Origin of the sequence: Yersinia sp. 2540 StPb PI (assembly GCF_052217165.1) — a bacterium.
Taxonomy (GTDB): domain Bacteria; phylum Pseudomonadota; class Gammaproteobacteria; order Enterobacterales; family Enterobacteriaceae; genus Yersinia; species Yersinia enterocolitica_E.
Window position 1 is genome coordinate 4,196,417 of the sequence record NZ_JAZGQC010000001.1, and the last position, 17,171, is coordinate 4,213,587.

A 17,171-nucleotide genomic window follows, 5' to 3' on the forward strand; every position below is an offset into this window, starting at 1 on the left:
CTTACTCGCATAAAGCAAATTTAAAATTTTCAATTGTGTGATGCTCTAAAATGTACTCTCTTAGTCTAAAAAAATCTTTCTCTAAAGAGAGTATTTTTTTTAGCTTCTCGTTAATATCACCTATACTATTAATTATAAAAGGTTTTGCTAAGTGTCCAGGGATCCCTGAAAAAGCTTCTTTCGTACCAAAAACTAATTTGTTTTTATACACAGAGTTTAGCAAGATATTTTTAACCCCCGCACCAGCATCTAGAGGCATAATGACAAGATCTAAACTATCAAAAAAGGTATCAAAGTCCTCAATATATCTTTTTTCAATAAAATCAACTCCGACATATAGTTCTTTAGCCTTCTGAAACCAATTTTTGCTGGCTGAGCCATGAAAGATTATAGTTTTATTTTTAAGCTCAGTTAAATCACTATAAGAAAGAAAATTTGTTGCATCTACAGAGTAGTGGTTCTGCAAATTAATAAAACCTATAGTTTTTACATTAAGAGTAAAATCACTTATTCGTCCCAAATTATATCTGGCTTGGATTGGATGAGGGAGATATTTTATATTATTTTTAGGGAACTTTCTTTTTAAGGAAATCTCATCATCTTTTGAAACGGTATAGAGCACACACCGACGCAAGGAATTTATCAGGATATATGTAATAATATATCGATAAACTTGATATGTAAACTTCAAATATGATCTATTAGCAAATCTAACTTTAGCAATACTTTGAATTGATCTCAAAGAATCATCTGGTAATATTATAATATCGTCCTTATGCGCAAGCAGGCACTTATATTCAATAGGTATAAATACAACCTTTTCGCATTTATTTTTAGAAAAAAAACGTGTAAATAAATATAGTTTTGAATATGTATTTTTACTTAAAACACTTTCTTTAAATAAAATACTTTTAAGAAAAGTCACACCTGTAGAGAAGGTATTTAATGGGTCACTAAAAGAAGGGATCATATAATATAATACTCCTGCATTATATAATTTTTTGCGAAACGTACAAAGGCCATGAGGCAGAGGAGAAGCCACATCGACTTCGATATTTTTAAGTTATAATTTAATAAAACTAAGACATACATTAAATCAAATGCAAAAACAAATCTCCCCAAGGTTGGTACCAATATAGAAAATAAAGAAACTAATATTGGTAATACTAAAAATAGTTTAGTTATAAATGAAAGTTTTATTGATGCAGTTTTCAGCGCATTGTAGAAAATAGCAAATTCGATGAACTCAAACACTGATGAAGTATAGAAAGCACCAGTATCATTATAGTAACTTTTACCATCAGAAATGTAAGATGAGAACTTACCAAAAAAGTAATCAAAGAAAATAAATATCACACACGATATTAAAATAGTTGTTTTGATAAGTGAAATTTTATTTCTATAATAATAGGCCAGTGGAAAGACTGCAATAAGTGGATGCAAAGTTAGTGACGCCAATGATACTAAACCTTTTCCAATTCTATTATTATAATAATAAAGAAGTGGCAGCAGGACTAGTAATAGATGACCCCTAACTGAAAAAGGGATAAGTAAATGAGTAAACCAGAGCCAAAACACTACATATATACCATTTTTTATTCTAAGACTTAATAAAAAAAGCGATATGGATATTAATATATTTTGAAAAATAAAAAACGCTTCAGCATTCGCACCAATACTTTTCAAACTAACCATTAGTATATAATAAAATGGAGAGTCAATAGTATTTCGAGTTATAAAAATATCAGAATAACTTTGCAAATAAGAATAAAATGTAGCATATGAACCCTTATCAGGGCCATTTAATGAAAAGAATAAGCTCAATATTATAAAAAAAGTTAACAGGAAGTATGAGGCTATTTTAGAATTAATTTCATTAATTGATATTACCATACAAAAAAACAAAAATAATAAAACAATAAATATATACTTATTAAAATAACCATTAGTAACCAGAACATAGTGTTCAACCGAAACATAATTCATCAAAAACCCTTATTTAGATCTCATCATTACTTATTAAATATATAAAAATAAACCTAAACAAAATAAAAAAAGATTATGTACTAAAGTTGCACATGTAATTATATAAAAAACCACAAAATAAATTAGAATTACAACTTATTTAATTTAAAGATATTACACTTATTTTTTAAATTCTTAATTTTATCTTTTAAGTATTTTACTAACTTCAATATAGGTTTAACCCTATAGATAATATTAATAATAATCTCACTTTGCCCTAACATTAGATAATAATCTTTCATTCTGTTCTTTTCTTCCGCAGTTCCATAAAGAGAAACTATCATCGAATTAAATAAGAATGGTCTTTCATGCAATAATACATTCAGAAATCTAGATTTTAACTCATTATTATCAGCATAAAAACCATCCGCAAGTCTTGTATATCCATTAAAATCTAGTTCAATTCGACTAACAACAGACCCTACAAAAGAGTCATTGCCTCCTCTACACATAATACATGGTTTATTTATATATTGTATAGTTGCGCCTTTTTTAATAATAGACAGGATATAATAAACATGAGTGTATGCACATCCGATATATTTGGTATCAAATATTACTTCATTCCATCTGGATCTTTTCACAATGATAGAACTCATAAAACTAAATATAGCCCCTATTGATAAGCTATTAGAAAAATAATTCAACAACTGACGCTCATCGGCCAAATTATATGAACGCTCTTCCGTACACATCCATCGCCTATCAGCTCTTTTTATTTCAATCATATCATAATCAAACTCTGTTCTTTCAACTAAATATATATCATTACTTTCATCTAAATATTTATCTATATATTCAATTGCATCATCAAATAATTTATCATCACTACCGACCAGCCAGCAATACGTGCCTGACGCAAAAGAGGGAGAGGCAATTATATTTATATCAGGGCCTAAGTTCTCCTCGTTCTTGCGATAAACTATAGGTATATTTGTTTTACTTCCCCAAGAAGAAACCATTATATCAGTACCATCATCTGATGCATTATCTGAAATACAAATCTCGACATCATCTCTATTATCACATTGAGAAACAATGCTCTCAATTAATTCAGAAAGTAAATCTCTTCGATTATATGTTGGAATGCAAAATGACAATTTAATATTATTCATTTATATAACTCTAAGCCTATACCGTATATTAAAAAACCATCGTATTTATTAAATAACACGCAATTACATGGGACTGTGTTATGTCTATCTAAAGTTTATTTGTCTCATTTATTTTAATCAAACCTTTATAGTATTTCATAAAAAGAATATAACACCATGGTAAAGATATAAATGTAATTACAGCACTATAGCTTAGCATCGTGGCAAAGGTACTTATCCTAGAAAAATAAAATATTAAAGGTAAAGTAATAAGTCCTACAACAAGTGAATTCCATAGCATAGGCTCTTGTTTGTGCGCGCGCATATAAACTGCCATTGAAAAAATAAGATGATTTATAAGAGATATAAATAAAAGAACAAGTAGAATATTAACATCGACAATCCTTGTAGCAAGTGCGATATTATAGTATTTTAAACCGACAACAAATAATAGGAATGAGCCAGATATAATCACATTTAAAAATAAAGATTTAAATAGTAAAGATTTAAATAATGAATTAAGTTTGAATCTTTCATTCCCTGCTATTAGTCCAGCCATAACGGGACTTTTTGCTGTTATCCAACTCATTGATAATGATAACATGGAATTAAATGCAGCCAATGTCAATCCTATTTTACCTGCCTCAATAGCGCCTTGATGAGCAAACAGCATCGGGTTAAAAAGTTGAAAAATAAAATAACCACTTAACCAACTGAGCGCAATCTTCCATTGAAATGGGAATATTTCTTTTCTCCATGAAATCTTGCTAGTTGCAGAATAGCTATCGTTTTTAAATAGCAATGCCCTATACTTCTTAAGCACCCAGATGAGAGATATTAACGCTGCGGTCCCACTAATTACAGGTGTTGCTATTAACCCATATCCTGATAGTAAAAGTATAATTAGAGTTGCATATCCTAAAAATGATTGGGCAAGTCTGATAGAAGCAACCTGTCCTACAAACCCCATACCTTCAAGTACAGCTAAAAATGGGCTAACAAAAAGGTTAATAGATGAAAAAAAGACTAATAATATCCAAGCAGGGAGCCATTTACTAAATGATAGTTCTCCTGTTGTATGAAAAAAATAAATTCCCGATAAAAATACTATAATAAAGAAAAAAACCGAAATAACAGCATACCATTTTCTCAAAAGAGAAATTAAGGAATAGATCCGCGAAATATTGAATTCGGCGCCATCCAATTTACCATTCTTTTTGCATGTGACATGAGCCATCTCATGACCAACTAGTTGTACTACGACAAAATTAAAACCTAGTTCAAAAAAAACCTGCATAGCTATCAGACTTGAAAACGTAAAAAAATAACCTTGTTCTGATTCTGACATTGAAAATGGAATTAATATTATTAGTATACCACCGGCGAATATAGACCAAAGTCTAAATAATAGTGTAATCCCGATATGATAATCTATTGATGTAAATTTAGATAACTTTGACAAAAAACTCATTTTACTTATCATTTTATACTACCAACAATCTTATGCATTTCTTCTACAATTGAATCCTCAGAACTATATATAGGGTTATAGTTAATGTCTTTCCCTATTTTTACATTCTTACTATAATAGAATGTCCTTTCGTTTTTCTTATTAACTCTAAAATCTATAGTTTCATCTACATACCTAAATTTCATGTTAAAGTTATGATACATAGCACAAATCATTTCTTCTTTCGAAATTATTTCTCTGGAATAACAATCTACTGCATAGTTACCAAAACCAGATATTAACACTCTATTTACTAATTGATAAAAGTCATCGGGATGTATATAATCTCGTACCATTTCATTTCTTCCTGTAATAAAGACCACATCATCCCGTATAGCCCGGTACATTTCGGATAAAATAAATTTAGATTCAAGATCCTGATTTTCACTAAAATACCCAAAAACTCTTACATCAACTATATTAAGTTTCTCTAATGACCTGTGAGTTACTTCAGCTTGAAACTTTGCTAATCCATACCAATCCGAGTCATTTAGATTATTAATATTGAATTTGCTGTAGGTATGCGACTCTTGGGCGTGTGAAAATATATCGCCATAAACTGCACCACTGCTTAAAAATATATATTTACATGAAGGATTACTATATAAATAATCAATAATCTTAGAATCAAAATATTGAGTGAGTTTGAATATACTACTCCCTAGATCTCTTACTTTTGCAGGGTCTCCAGCGCCAATAAAATTTAAAATAGCATCATATTGAGGATCAATAAATATTGTGTCTATATGATTAGATGTATATCTCTCAGAGTAACCTTTATGTATAAGCCATTCTTTTAGAATCTCTGGTTTACGTGAATATAATTCCAAAGAGTGGCATTGAACTGTTAAAAGTCTAATAATAAGGTCACGAGCTATTTGGCTTGTAGCGCCAATAATTGCCAATTTCATATAGCCCTTCTGTTATTTATAAGGAAATTGTTTATCAATTGGATTTCCAAATGCTAATCTTGGCCTGCATTCTCTAGCATCGCTCATTAAAACCTCAATAAGCATTGGTCGAGGATTGGCAATAAAATCACTTATATACTTAGAAAATTCAACATCTGTTGCAATAGTAAATGATATTATATTGTATGCTTTCCCAATACTTGCAAACGATGAACTATATCCATTCCAATATGTTGAATCATCACGTCCATCAAAATACATATCTTGGAATGCGCGGACCATACCTAAAGAATCATTATTAAGAACTATTGTCAGGATTGGTAATTTTTCACGAGCAATAATGTCTAATTCTTGGATGTTTAATTGAGCGCCGCCATCACCGGTAATTACAACCACAGCGCCATCAATTGCATAAGAAACACCTATTGCTGTCGGTATTCCAAAACCCATCGCCCCCAAACCACCAGAATTATGTATTGCTTGTCCAGAGCTTAGTCGTAACGAATGGGCAGCCCACATCTGATTATTACCAACATCGGTAACATAGTGTATTTTTTTGCTATCAAACAAACTATTTAATATTTTGCACATTTTAAATGGACTGATATTAAGGTCTTCATATTCATCAATAAACATTTTTTCCCAATGTTTATTGAGATTCAAAAACCAATCATCATATTGCCCATTAAGATTGTTATCTAATAAGTATGAAAAGAACTCCTCACTCGATGCGACAACATTAAAATAACCTTTTATCCTGTTATCTACTTGTTGTTGGTCAATATCTATTTGAACAACTTTTGCATTCCGGGCAAAATCATTTGTATCAGCCCCCGTTTGCCGAACATCTAAACGGCTTCCAACAACAATAACTAAATCTGCATGTTGCAGAGCATAATTTGCAGTACGGGTACCATAGCTGCCAATCATACCAAAATACCCTGGCAGAGCTAACGTTTTTTCACTTCCTTTCAAGCTAGCAACATGGGGAATATTTTTTTTCGAAAGGTGAGATTGCCAAGAAATAAAATTATTCGCATTTATTGCACCACCTCCAATTAGGAAAAGTGGTTTTTTTGATTTATCTAACAATTCAATTATTTTTGCAAAATCAGAGAGTGAATTCGAATCCTTTTTAACTATTATCTCTTTTTTTTCTTTAAGGTAATCAATCACACTTTTATCTAATTCTGCTCTTTGTAGATTCATTGGAATATCTATAAGTACAGGGCCAAGCCGTCCACTCGTAGCAACATCAATTGCATGCTGTAAGCAGGGAATAATTTCATCCTGATGCTTTATTTGATAAGCATACTTAGTAATACTTTTAACAATACTGACTATATCCAGCTCTTGAAATCCTTGCTGTCGAATGTTTCTCTCGCCTTTTAGTTCATTTGTATTAACCTGCCCTGTAATAAAAATACAAGGTGAACTATCTAACCAACAATCAGCAATGCCAGTAATTAAATTTGTTGCACCAGGTCCACTGGTCCCTAAAGCTAACCCTATTTTTTGATTTCCAGTAGCTCTAGCGATTCCACCTGCTGCAAATGCGGCTGCTTGCTCATGATGCACAGAGACTAATTTTGTTTTTCCTAATAAATTGATACTGTCAACGAGATGAGCAATCATCCCACCTATCAATTCAAAACCAAAATCTACATTATTAGCACTCAATACATGTGCTATAGCATCAGACGCTTTCATTTACTACCCCAGTAAAAATTGAGCCAGATTAACTAGCTCAATATATTAACTAAATTAGAAATTCAAACCAAAGAACTCTTCAAACTTACTTACAACATAATCTAAATGATCATGTGTCAGCCCTGGATAGATACCAATCCAGAACGTTTGATTCATAATTCTGTCGGTATTAGTCAATTCACCCACAACACGATATTTCACATCATGGAAATAGGGTTGACGAGTTAAGTTACCGGCGAAGAGTAAACGAGTTCCAACTTTTGCTTCATCAAGGAATTTAACCAGGTCAATACGACTAATCCCGCAATCTTCTTTCAAAGTAATCGGGAAGCCAAACCATGATGGATCTGAATTTTCAGTTGCTTCCGGTAATTCGATAAAGTCGACACAGGATTGAAGTGCTTCTTTGAGATACTTAAAGTTCGCTTTGCGTGTCTCAACAAATTCCTCTACACGCTCAAGTTGTGCCAAACCACACGCGGCCTGCATGTCAGTAATCTTTAAGTTATAGCCGAGGTGCGAATAGGTATATTTATGATCGTAACCAAATGGCAGAGAACCTAATTGCTGGCCAAATCGTTTCTTACAAGTATTATCACAACCAGGTGCACAATAGCAGTCACGCCCCCAGTCACGGAAAGATTCAATAATAGTCTTCAGTTCTGCTGATTTGGTGAATACCGCGCCCCCCTCGCCCATTGTAATATGGTGAGCAGGATAGAAACTGACAGTACCAATATCACCGAATGTGCCAGCCATTTTTCCGTCATATTTGGAACCTAAAGCATCACAGCAGTCTTCAATCAACCATAGGTTATACTTATCTGCTACTCGGCGTACTTCTGCCAAATCAAATAAGTTACCTAAAGTATGAGCAATCATGATTGCTTTAGTTTTATCACCAACAGCCGCCTCAATTAGGCTAGCATTGATGTTATAAGTCGGAATATCGACATCGACAAATACCGGAATTAGCCCATTTTGGATGGTTGGGTTAACTGTTGTAGGGAATCCGGCAGCGACAGTAATAACTTCGTCACCTGGCTTAAGTGCCCGAGCACCTAATTTAGGGGATGTTAATGCAGTGAGTGCTAGCAAATTAGCAGAGGAACCAGACGTTGTGGTCAATACATAAGGAACTCCAATATATTCACCGAGTTTCTTTTCAAATGCATCGTTGAAGCGGCCAGTGGTTAGCCATCCGTCTAAAGATGCTTCAACCATAAGCTGTAGTTCTTTGGTACCGATCACTTTGCCTGAAGGTGGGACGACACTTTTACCTGCTTCAAATGGCTTTGGGGCCATAGCCGTTTCAGCATACTGAGCAACTAACTCAGCAATCTGTTGACGTAATTGTTCTTGACTCATTTATCTATGACCTCAAATCATTTAGTGTTCATATAGCTATTAATTTCGTTAATACTGTAATCACGCATATCGGAATCTGACAACCAAGCTTGATGCCAAGCAACAATTCGAGCCAGTGTAGTATCGAGACTCCAACGTGGGTGCCAGCCTAATTGCATTTTTGCTTTAGAGCAATCCAGTTTCAGGTAATGTGCTTCATGGGGATGCTCACTGCCATCTAATTGCCAACTGGCATCTTTACCCCAGAATGACACCATTTTTTCTACGATATTCTGTACCGGCGTGGCATCCATATCATTGGGCCCAAAATTCCAACTTTCACCAAACTGAGTCCCCTCAGCGTACATTTTTTGCGCCAGCAATAAATAACCGGACAGTGGTTCTAATACATGTTGCCATGGGCGAATTGCATGTGGATTGCGAATAATAACAGGGGTTGATCTTTCAAATGCGCGTAAAATATCAGGAACTACCCTATCTAGCGCCCAATCACCACCACCAATAACATTACCAGCGCGCACTGTCGCAAGCGCAGTGCCATGTTGTTCATATTTAGTTGGATTAAAAAAAGAATTACGATAGGAGGATGTGACTAGCTCAGCGCAACCTTTACTGTTTGAGTAGGGGTCATATCCTCCCATAGCTTCGTTTTCACGGTATCCCCAAACCCATTCTTTATTGTCATAACATTTATCACTGGTGATATTAATAATGGCTTTGACACCACCAACATGTCGAACAGCTTCCAGCAGATAAACAGTCCCCATCACATTAGTCGAATACGTTTCAACAGGTTCTGAGTAAGACAAACGGACTAAGGGCTGTGCAGCCATATGGAAAACAATTTCAGGCTTAAAGTCGCTGATTGATTTTAGTAATTGGTCATAATTACGAATATCACCTACCTCCGAAATCATACCATCAGCAATACGTGCAGCCTCAAATAGGCTTGGTTCTGTCGGTGCTGTCAGTGCGTAGCCCTTTACTGTAGCCCCCATATTTTGCAGCCATAAACTGAGCCAACCACCTTTAAAACCAGTATGCCCAGTAATAAAGACACGTTTACCTTGCCAAAAACTTTGATCAATCATGATATTTATTCCCAGACTTTCCAAGGAGCCCGACCTTCTTCCCATAATTCATGCAGGTAGACTTTGTCACGCAAGGTATCCATTGGCTGCCAAAAACCGGTGTGCTCATAAGCCATTAATTCGCCGTTTTCAGCCAACGTCATTAATGGCTCTTGTTCCCAAGTAGATTTATCGCCATCAATAAGATCGATAACTTTAGGAGATAGAACAAAATAGCCGCCATTAATCATAGCGCCATCACCTTTGGGCTTTTCTTTAAAACTACGGACTTGTCTATCTTTGATATCCAATGCCCCAAAACGGCCTGGAGGAAAAGTTGCCGTTAATGTAGCCTGCTTACCATGTGCTTTATGAAAATTAATCAACTCAGTAATATTTATATCACCTACACCATCACCGTAAGTAAAGCAAAATGCTTCATCATCTTTTACATAATCTTTGACACGTTTCAAACGGCCACCAGTCATAGAATTTTCACCAGTATCAACTAGTGTTACATTCCACGGTTCAACTCGTTTTTGGTGTACTTTCATTTCATTATCGCGCATAGAGAAAGTGATATCGGACATATGCATAAAGTAGTTAGCAAAATATTCTTTTATTACATATCCCTTGTAACCACAGCAGATAATGAAATCATTAATCCCATGAGCAGAATAGAGCTTCATAATATGCCATAAAATAGGCATTCCTCCGATCTCTACCATCGGCTTCGGTTTAACTACCGTTTCTTCACTAAGACGAGTTCCTAAACCACCCGCAAGAATAACTGCTTTCACTTTACTCTCCATTGATAATTACTTTGATGGTACGAAGGCATCAGAGAAAAATTGGTCTTCAGCTAGTCCATATTCAACAAATTCCTGATGTGCCGCAGAAATCATAGCGAGTGAACCACAGGCATAGACACTGAAGTTACTTAGATCAGGAAAATCGTTTATTACCGCTCGATGAGCGAATCCTGTTTGGCCATGCCAAGAACTATCTTCTCCAGAAACGACGGGGATATACTGGATATTCGGATACTCTACTGACCATTTCTTAGCTATATCAGAATAGAAAAGTCTACCGTCAGGCATTCCCCAATAAATATGGATCGGCCGCTGGTCATTTTTATTTATAAGCTCTTCAACCATAGCCTTCACTGGAGCAAAACCTGTTCCCCCAGCTAAAAATATTAACGGCCGATTATTATCACGGACAAAAAATGTTCCTTGTGGGCCTTCAATACGGAGAAGTTGTTGCAATTTAAGTTCATTAAAAATTATTTGACTGAATATACCGTTACTTACTTTCCTTATATGTAACTCAACATTCCCACCAGGAGCATTTGCAATAGAATAGCTACGACGCTGCCCATTGATAATTAAATCAATAAATTGGCCAGCTAAATATTCTATTTTTGCACTTGGAGGGAGGCGCAGACTCAGTATAGCAATATCTAAACCGATAATCTCAATGTCATCGAGTTTACAAGGATATGTTTTTTTCTTTATATGGCTTAACTCAGGATAATAATTAACATTTATTTCTATATTAGTTTTGGGTTTTGAACAACAAGTGAGAATATACCCATTAGAAATATCTTCGTTAGTTAGGGCGTTATTTTCATCTTGTTCTATTTCCCCAGAAATTAATTTTGCCTTGCAAGAACCACAAGTACCATCTTTGCAACTATATTCGATATTGATATTATTTTCTAAAGCAGAATCTAAGATAGTTGTCGTTTCACCGGCATTAAAAGTAATACCTGATGGCTGTAATTTTATATTTAAAGGCATAAAGTCAAACCCAGCTAATTTATATAAAAGTGTATTAATATTTGAAGTTTTCGCATTGATAAGATCAGTGTACATGTCAAGTGTAAAACCTTGTTTCATTTCTAAAATGAAGAAATTATTCAATTAGAATCATGTAATTACGCCAAAAACATTAAATTATAAGCATGCTACCGCCCTTGGCTTACAGCAACCAATGCACTGATTTTAAAAAAATCTTGTAATCCAAGGTCTTACCTAGAATCATATCACTGATTCAGTTGACAAGACGGCTAAACGGCGCTTTCTGAAAAAACATCAAAAATTACGAAATTATAATATAGCCTTTAATTTTCTTACATATAACCCATCATTACAAGAAAAATATGAAACATATCATTTTTGGATATTTCACAGCACTGACTAATTGCCATCACGAAATTATAGAAATATCAATTCGGTTTATTCTGATTTAAAGAATAAAAAGCACTCAGTTAACTTTATTGAGTAAAAAAAACAATCTTCCACATGTAATTATTTCAACCAATATGAATATAGTCGCCATAAGGCTATTTTGCCACTAACACTACAAATGATCTCTAACTAGCTGTTCTAAAAGGTCTATATGCCCCTCATCGTCGTTCAACGCAGGGATATATTCAAATTTCTCGCCACCGGCGTGCATGAAAATCTCCCGGTTCTGCTCCTTGATCTCCTCTAGTGTTTCAAGACAATCGGAAGAGAAACCAGGGCAGATCAGCTGAATATGCTTAATACCTTGAGCAGGGAGACTTTTTAATGTCTCGTCGGTATAAGGCGTTAACCAAGGTTCACGACCAAAGCGAGACTGATATGTCATCATGATATTTTCGGCTGGCAACACCAATTTGCCACGTAACGCGCGGCTGGTATCTTCACAGCGTTGTGGATAATCATCCCCCAGTTGAGCATAGCGCTTAGGAATACCATGGAAGGAAAGAATTAGTCTGTCAGGTTTGCCATGCTGCGCAAAAGCACGTTCAACACTTTGCTGTAATGCCGAAATATAGGTGGGATGTTCGGCATAATCACGGATAAAAGAAACTGATGGTAACCGACGATATCCTTTCAGAATACGGGCAACAGCGTCCCACACAGCGGCACTGGTTGAACAGGAATATTGCGGATAAAGCGGCAAAACCACCAGCTTAGTCACACCTTGGGCTAATAACTTATCGATAGCATCTGGCAGATTTGGTGAGCCATAACTCATACCTAACTCAACCGGGATCTCTGGCATACGTGCCGCCAATGCTTTCTGCTGCCGTCGACTATAGACCAATAGCGGTGATCCTTCGTCCATCCAGACTGATTGATATAATTTAGCCACGCGAGGAGATCTAATAGGCAAAATGACACCGCGTAGCAGAGGCCACCACAGCCACGGGGAAGTATCAACCACCCGGCGGTCACTCAGGAACTCAGCCAGATAGCGTTTTACTGCTTGCGGTGTTGGGGCGTCCGGTGTCCCCAAGTTGACCATTAATACGCCGAGCTTACTTTGCATGATGCAAAATCCTTGTGGGGGATATTACGCTTATTATTCGAGCTTACGAATAAGCCTTCAACGAGATCCGTAAAACGAGAAAGGCGACCTTAGGCCGCCTTAGCTATCTTACCATCCAGAATTAACCGAGAATAGTCGCCAGTTCTGCACTGACTTCTGCTACTTTACGGGTTCCGTCCAGCTTAAAATATTGCGTATTGCCTGCATCAGCTTCTTTACGATAGTAAGAAACGAGTGGTGCAGTTTGTTGATGATATTCGATCAGACGTTTGCGAACAGTGGCTTCCTGATCGTCTTTACGAATAGTAAGTTCATCACCTGTTACATCATCTTTATCTTCAACTTTAGGTGGGTTGAATTTAATGTGGTAAACACGGCCTGAAGCAGCATGTACTCGACGCCCGACGATGCGTTCAACAATCAACTCGTCTGGTACAGCAAACTCCAGCACATAATCAACCTTGATACCGGCTTCTTTCATGGCATCAGCCTGAGGAATGGTACGTGGGAACCCGTCTAACAGGAAACCATCACGGCAATCGTCCTGGGTGATACGCTCTTTAACCAATGCGATAACCAGCTCATCAGTAACCAGTTTGCCGGCATCCATTATTTCTTTCGCTTTCAGACCTAACTCAGAACCTGCTTTTACAGCGGCGCGCAACATATCACCAGTAGAGATTTGCGGAATACCGTATTTCTCCATGATGAATTGAGCCTGAGTACCCTTACCAGCGCCCGGAGCGCCCAGCAGAATGATACGCATTGCGTAAATCCCCTTGCTATGTAGTTTTTCTATGTGTTTTTACTTAGAGCCTATCCCATTAGGGCTATTTTATTTGCCATTTTGAACCAAGGCAGTGCTCAGAATCCTCACGTACGATGTTGTACTCTCCGGTTCTTCCGCGCTGTCCATGTTCAAACTGGCTGCAACAATGACGCCAACGGGGATAAGCTCTTAAAAAAATCGAAATTGCGGAAAACAAGCAACCATACCATTTTCAGGGGGGTTGGCTCAAGGCGCGCGAGGCCGGTTAGCAGGAGAGAATCAATGACATCCAGGAGAAATAAAAAAATAACCCATTGAAAATAAATAAAAAAACGCCCCAGATAACACATCTATCTGAGGCGCTCTATTACTCAATTAAGCCGTTAATAACTGATTCATTCTGCGGATAAACTGGTTAGGATCATCTAATGTTCCCCGTTCAGCTAGCAGCGATTGATCCAGTAATAACTCTACCCATTCAGCAAACTGAGCATCGTCAGTCACATCAGCAGCGCGTTTAACCAAGCTATGTTCAGGATTTAATTCAAAGATATACTTCACTTCTGGTGCCTGTTGGCCCGCAGCAGCAAACAATTTCGCCATCTGCGTACTCATTTCATCGGCATCAGTCGTCACTATCGCTGGCGTATCCGTCAAACGATGCGTCAGGCGGACATCTTTCACGCGTTCGCCCAGCAGGGTTTTAACCCGCTCAACGAATGGCTCCAACGCTTTGTCGGCTTCTTGCTGATCTGGACGCTCTTCATCTGCCAGCTTATTCAGTGAGTCATCTGCTTTGCTGACTGACTGGAAAACTTTACCATCAAACTCGGTCAGGTAGCTCATCATCCATTCATCGATGCGATCAGATAACAGCAAGACTTCAATGCCTTTTTTGCGGAACAGTTCCAGATGAGGGCTGTTCTTCGCCGCAGCATAGCTGTCAGCAGTGATGTAATAAATCTTCTCCTGCCCTTCAGTCATACGGCTGACATAATCTTCCAAAGACACTGTCTGCGCTGAGCTGTCGGTATGGGTTGAAGCAAAGCGTAGTAACTTGGCAATAGTTTCTTTATTGCTACCGTCTTCCGCCGGGCCTTCCTTAAGCGCCATACCGAACTGCTGCCAGAACTGCTGATATTTCTCAGCATCATCTTTAGCCAGTTTTTCCAGCATTTGCAGCACACGTTTAGTCAGCGCACTACGTAGATTCTGAGTAATGCGGCTGTCTTGCAGAATCTCACGCGAGACGTTCAGCGGCAGATCATTAGAATCTATTAAACCACGAACAAAACGCAGGTAATTCGGCATGAACTGCTCAGCATCATCCATAATGAACACGCGCTGCACGTAAAGTTTCAAACCATGCTTATGGTCGCGATTCCACATATCCCACGGGGCCTGAGCTGGGATATACAGCAAGCTGGTATACTCCTGCTTACCTTCAACGCGGTTATGGCTCCAACTCATCGGGTCGGTGAAATCATGCGCGATATGTTTATAGAATGCTTTATATTCGTCGTCAGTAATCTCTGCTTTGCCGCGCGTCCATAATGCCTGAGCTTTATTGATTTTCTCCCAGGTGACCGTGCCGTCTTCTTCGTTTTTGCTTTGAATTTCAACTGGCAAAGCAATATGGTCTGAATATTTACTGATGACTGAGCGCAAGCGCCAATCATCCAAATACTCGTCTTCACCTTCACGCAGATGCAGGGTTATCTCTGTACCACGCTCTTCTTTGGTGATATCCGCGATGGTGTAGTCACCCTCGCCTGCCGATTCCCAGAATACGCCAGCATCAGCAGGCGCACCGGCGGCACGGGTACGAACGGTGACTTTATCTGCCACGATAAATGCGGAGTAGAAACCGACACCAAACTGGCCGATTAATTGGCTATCTTTGGCTTGATCTGAACCAATAGACTCAAGGAATGCTTTAGTCCCTGACTTCGCGATGGTACCAAGATTATCAATAACTTCGTCACGGCTCATACCGATGCCGTTATCACTTAGAGTCAAAGTACGCTTTTCTTTATCAAAAGATAAACGCACTCTCAGCTCACCGTCGCCCTCAAATAATTCAGGATTAGACAGCGCGCGGAAACGCAGTTTGTCTGCCGCATCAGAGGCATTAGAGATCAACTCGCGCAAGAAAATTTCTTTATTGGAATAAAGCGAGTGAATCATCAAATGGAGGAGTTGTTTTACTTCAGACTGGAATCCACGGGTTTCTTGACCTTTCATACTCATTAATTACCTCAATCCAAATTACCGACAGGTACATAAAATCGAACAATGAGTATCAGATGGGGCCAATAGGTGAAAGTTTCAAGTATGAGGACAGAAAAAAACAGAGAATCGAGGGCGATTGACTTATTATCCCTAACGAATTTATTCGTAAGATAATCAATAACAAGACTGTCGCCCACAGTAAAGAATGGGATCAATACTTAATAGGATTACGCCCAGCCAGTGAGTGCGATAATGTCGTACCATCAACCATTTCCAGTTCGCCGCCTACGGGTACGCCATGAGCAATACGGCTGGCTAATACGCCATACTGACCACACATCTGGCCGATATAGTTGGCAGTGGCATCCCCTTCTACGGTCGGATTAGTTGCCAAAATGACTTCAGTGATAGTTTCAGTTTCAAGCCGTTTTTCCAGCAAATCCAAACCAATATCGCCAGGGCCAATGCCATCCATGGGAGATAAATGCCCCATCAACACAAAGTAACGCCCACCAAACTGGCCGGTTTGTTCAATAGCATGGATATCTGCCGGGCTTTCGACCACACAGAGTTGGCCATTCTGCTGCCGGCGTGGGTTGGAGCAGATAGTGCAACGGTCTTGCTCGGTAAATGTACGGCAATCAGCACAGTGACCGATTTCGGACATCGCACGAGTCAACGACTGCGCCAGCCGCATTCCACCACTACGATCACGCTGTAGCAGTTGGAATGCCATACGTTGCGCTGATTTCGGGCCAACGCCCGGCAGGCAGCGCAACGCCTCCATTAATGACTCAAGGAGTGGACTGGTTTGCATCAGAACGGCATCTTAAAGCCTGGTGGTAATTGCATACCACTGGAGACCGAAGCCATTTTCTCTTTTTGCGTTTCGTCGATACGACGCGCTGCATCGTTCAATGCCGCAGCAATCAAATCTTCCAGCATTTCTTTATCTTCTTCAACCAATAGGCTTGGGTCAATTTCAACCCGGCGGCAGTTATGCGCCCCATTGATGGTTACTTTTACCAAGCCCGCGCCAGATTCACCGGTAACTTCCAATTTGGCGACTTCTTCCTGCATCTGCTGCATTTTTTCCTGCATCTGCTGGGCTTGTTTCATTAAATTGCCAATACCGCCTTTACCAAACATAGTCATCTC

The 17,171-nt window shown here is 38.0% G+C and carries 14 protein-coding genes; all 14 read right to left on the minus strand.

What is annotated here, in order from left to right:
• Position 1: 1 nt before the first annotated feature.
• Positions 2–1,042, minus strand: a complete 1,041-nt coding sequence (locus V1956_RS19620; RefSeq protein ID WP_442825541.1) for a hypothetical protein — start codon at positions 1,040–1,042, stop codon at positions 2–4.
• Between the two features lie 1,072 nt (positions 1,043–2,114).
• A complete protein-coding gene (locus V1956_RS19625; RefSeq protein ID WP_442825542.1) occupies positions 2,115–3,140 on the minus strand; it encodes a glycosyltransferase family 2 protein in 1,026 nt (341 codons plus the stop codon).
• An 88-nt stretch (positions 3,141–3,228) separates the two neighbouring features.
• Positions 3,229–4,602, minus strand: a complete 1,374-nt coding sequence (locus V1956_RS19630; protein ID WP_442825543.1) for a hypothetical protein — start codon at positions 4,600–4,602, stop codon at positions 3,229–3,231.
• Positions 4,599–5,540, minus strand: a complete 942-nt coding sequence (locus V1956_RS19635) for an NAD-dependent epimerase/dehydratase family protein (protein ID WP_442825544.1) — start codon at positions 5,538–5,540, stop codon at positions 4,599–4,601. Before V1956_RS19635 ends, V1956_RS19630 begins: the two co-directional genes overlap by 4 nt.
• A 12-nt stretch (positions 5,541–5,552) precedes the next feature.
• Positions 5,553–7,250, minus strand: a complete 1,698-nt coding sequence (locus V1956_RS19640; RefSeq protein WP_420075364.1) for a thiamine pyrophosphate-binding protein — start codon at positions 7,248–7,250, stop codon at positions 5,553–5,555.
• Positions 7,251–7,304: 54 nt separating this feature from the next.
• A complete protein-coding gene (rfbH, locus tag V1956_RS19645) occupies positions 7,305–8,618 on the minus strand; it encodes a lipopolysaccharide biosynthesis protein RfbH (RefSeq protein ID WP_420075363.1) in 1,314 nt (437 codons plus the stop codon).
• A gap of 17 nt (positions 8,619–8,635) precedes the next feature.
• Positions 8,636–9,709 (minus strand): CDP-glucose 4,6-dehydratase, encoded by a 1,074-nt coding sequence (gene rfbG, locus V1956_RS19650; RefSeq protein WP_420075362.1) that lies wholly within the window; start codon positions 9,707–9,709, stop codon positions 8,636–8,638.
• A gap of 5 nt (positions 9,710–9,714) precedes the next feature.
• Entirely contained in the window at positions 9,715–10,488 is a 774-nt protein-coding gene (rfbF, locus tag V1956_RS19655; RefSeq protein ID WP_420075361.1) for a glucose-1-phosphate cytidylyltransferase, read from the minus strand.
• A gap of 18 nt (positions 10,489–10,506) precedes the next feature.
• Entirely contained in the window at positions 10,507–11,490 is a 984-nt protein-coding gene (locus tag V1956_RS19660; protein WP_442825834.1) for a CDP-6-deoxy-delta-3,4-glucoseen reductase, read from the minus strand.
• 562 nt (positions 11,491–12,052) lie between these two features.
• The gene (gene hemH / locus V1956_RS19665) at positions 12,053–13,015 is read right to left on the minus strand and encodes a ferrochelatase (RefSeq protein ID WP_263699557.1); all 963 of its coding nucleotides are present in this window, start codon (positions 13,013–13,015) and stop codon (positions 12,053–12,055) included.
• Between the two features lie 118 nt (positions 13,016–13,133).
• Positions 13,134–13,778, minus strand: a complete 645-nt coding sequence (adk, locus tag V1956_RS19670) for an adenylate kinase (protein ID WP_083159957.1) — start codon at positions 13,776–13,778, stop codon at positions 13,134–13,136.
• A gap of 378 nt (positions 13,779–14,156) precedes the next feature.
• Positions 14,157–16,025, minus strand: a complete 1,869-nt coding sequence (htpG, locus tag V1956_RS19675; RefSeq protein WP_372559842.1) for a molecular chaperone HtpG — start codon at positions 16,023–16,025, stop codon at positions 14,157–14,159.
• A gap of 199 nt (positions 16,026–16,224) precedes the next feature.
• Complete coding sequence (gene recR / locus V1956_RS19680) at positions 16,225–16,830, minus strand: recombination mediator RecR (RefSeq protein ID WP_083159961.1); 606 nt, start codon at positions 16,828–16,830, stop codon at positions 16,225–16,227.
• Positions 16,830–17,162, minus strand: a complete 333-nt coding sequence (locus V1956_RS19685; RefSeq protein WP_019081276.1) for a YbaB/EbfC family nucleoid-associated protein — start codon at positions 17,160–17,162, stop codon at positions 16,830–16,832. Before V1956_RS19685 ends, recR begins: the two co-directional genes overlap by 1 nt.
• Between the last annotated feature and the right edge of the window lie 9 nt (positions 17,163–17,171).

Coding starts and splice junctions, on each gene's coding strand:
- recR (WP_083159961.1), bottom strand. CDS start 16,830: ATGCAAACCAGTCCACTCCTTGAGTCATTAATGGAGGCGTTGCGCTGC.
- V1956_RS19625 (WP_442825542.1), bottom strand. CDS start 3,140: ATGAATAATATTAAATTGTCATTTTGCATTCCAACATATAATCGAAGA.
- V1956_RS19635 (WP_442825544.1), bottom strand. CDS start 5,540: ATGAAATTGGCAATTATTGGCGCTACAAGCCAAATAGCTCGTGACCTT.
- rfbG (WP_420075362.1), bottom strand. CDS start 9,709: ATGATTGATCAAAGTTTTTGGCAAGGTAAACGTGTCTTTATTACTGGG.
- rfbH (WP_420075363.1), bottom strand. CDS start 8,618: ATGAGTCAAGAACAATTACGTCAACAGATTGCTGAGTTAGTTGCTCAG.
- V1956_RS19660 (WP_442825834.1), bottom strand. CDS start 11,490: ATGCCTTTAAATATAAAATTACAGCCATCAGGTATTACTTTTAATGCC.
- V1956_RS19640 (WP_420075364.1), bottom strand. CDS start 7,250: ATGAAAGCGTCTGATGCTATAGCACATGTATTGAGTGCTAATAATGTA.
- htpG (WP_372559842.1), bottom strand. CDS start 16,025: ATGAAAGGTCAAGAAACCCGTGGATTCCAGTCTGAAGTAAAACAACTC.
- V1956_RS19685 (WP_019081276.1), bottom strand. CDS start 17,162: ATGTTTGGTAAAGGCGGTATTGGCAATTTAATGAAACAAGCCCAGCAG.
- V1956_RS19630 (WP_442825543.1), bottom strand. CDS start 4,602: ATGATAAGTAAAATGAGTTTTTTGTCAAAGTTATCTAAATTTACATCA.
- adk (WP_083159957.1), bottom strand. CDS start 13,778: ATGCGTATCATTCTGCTGGGCGCTCCGGGCGCTGGTAAGGGTACTCAG.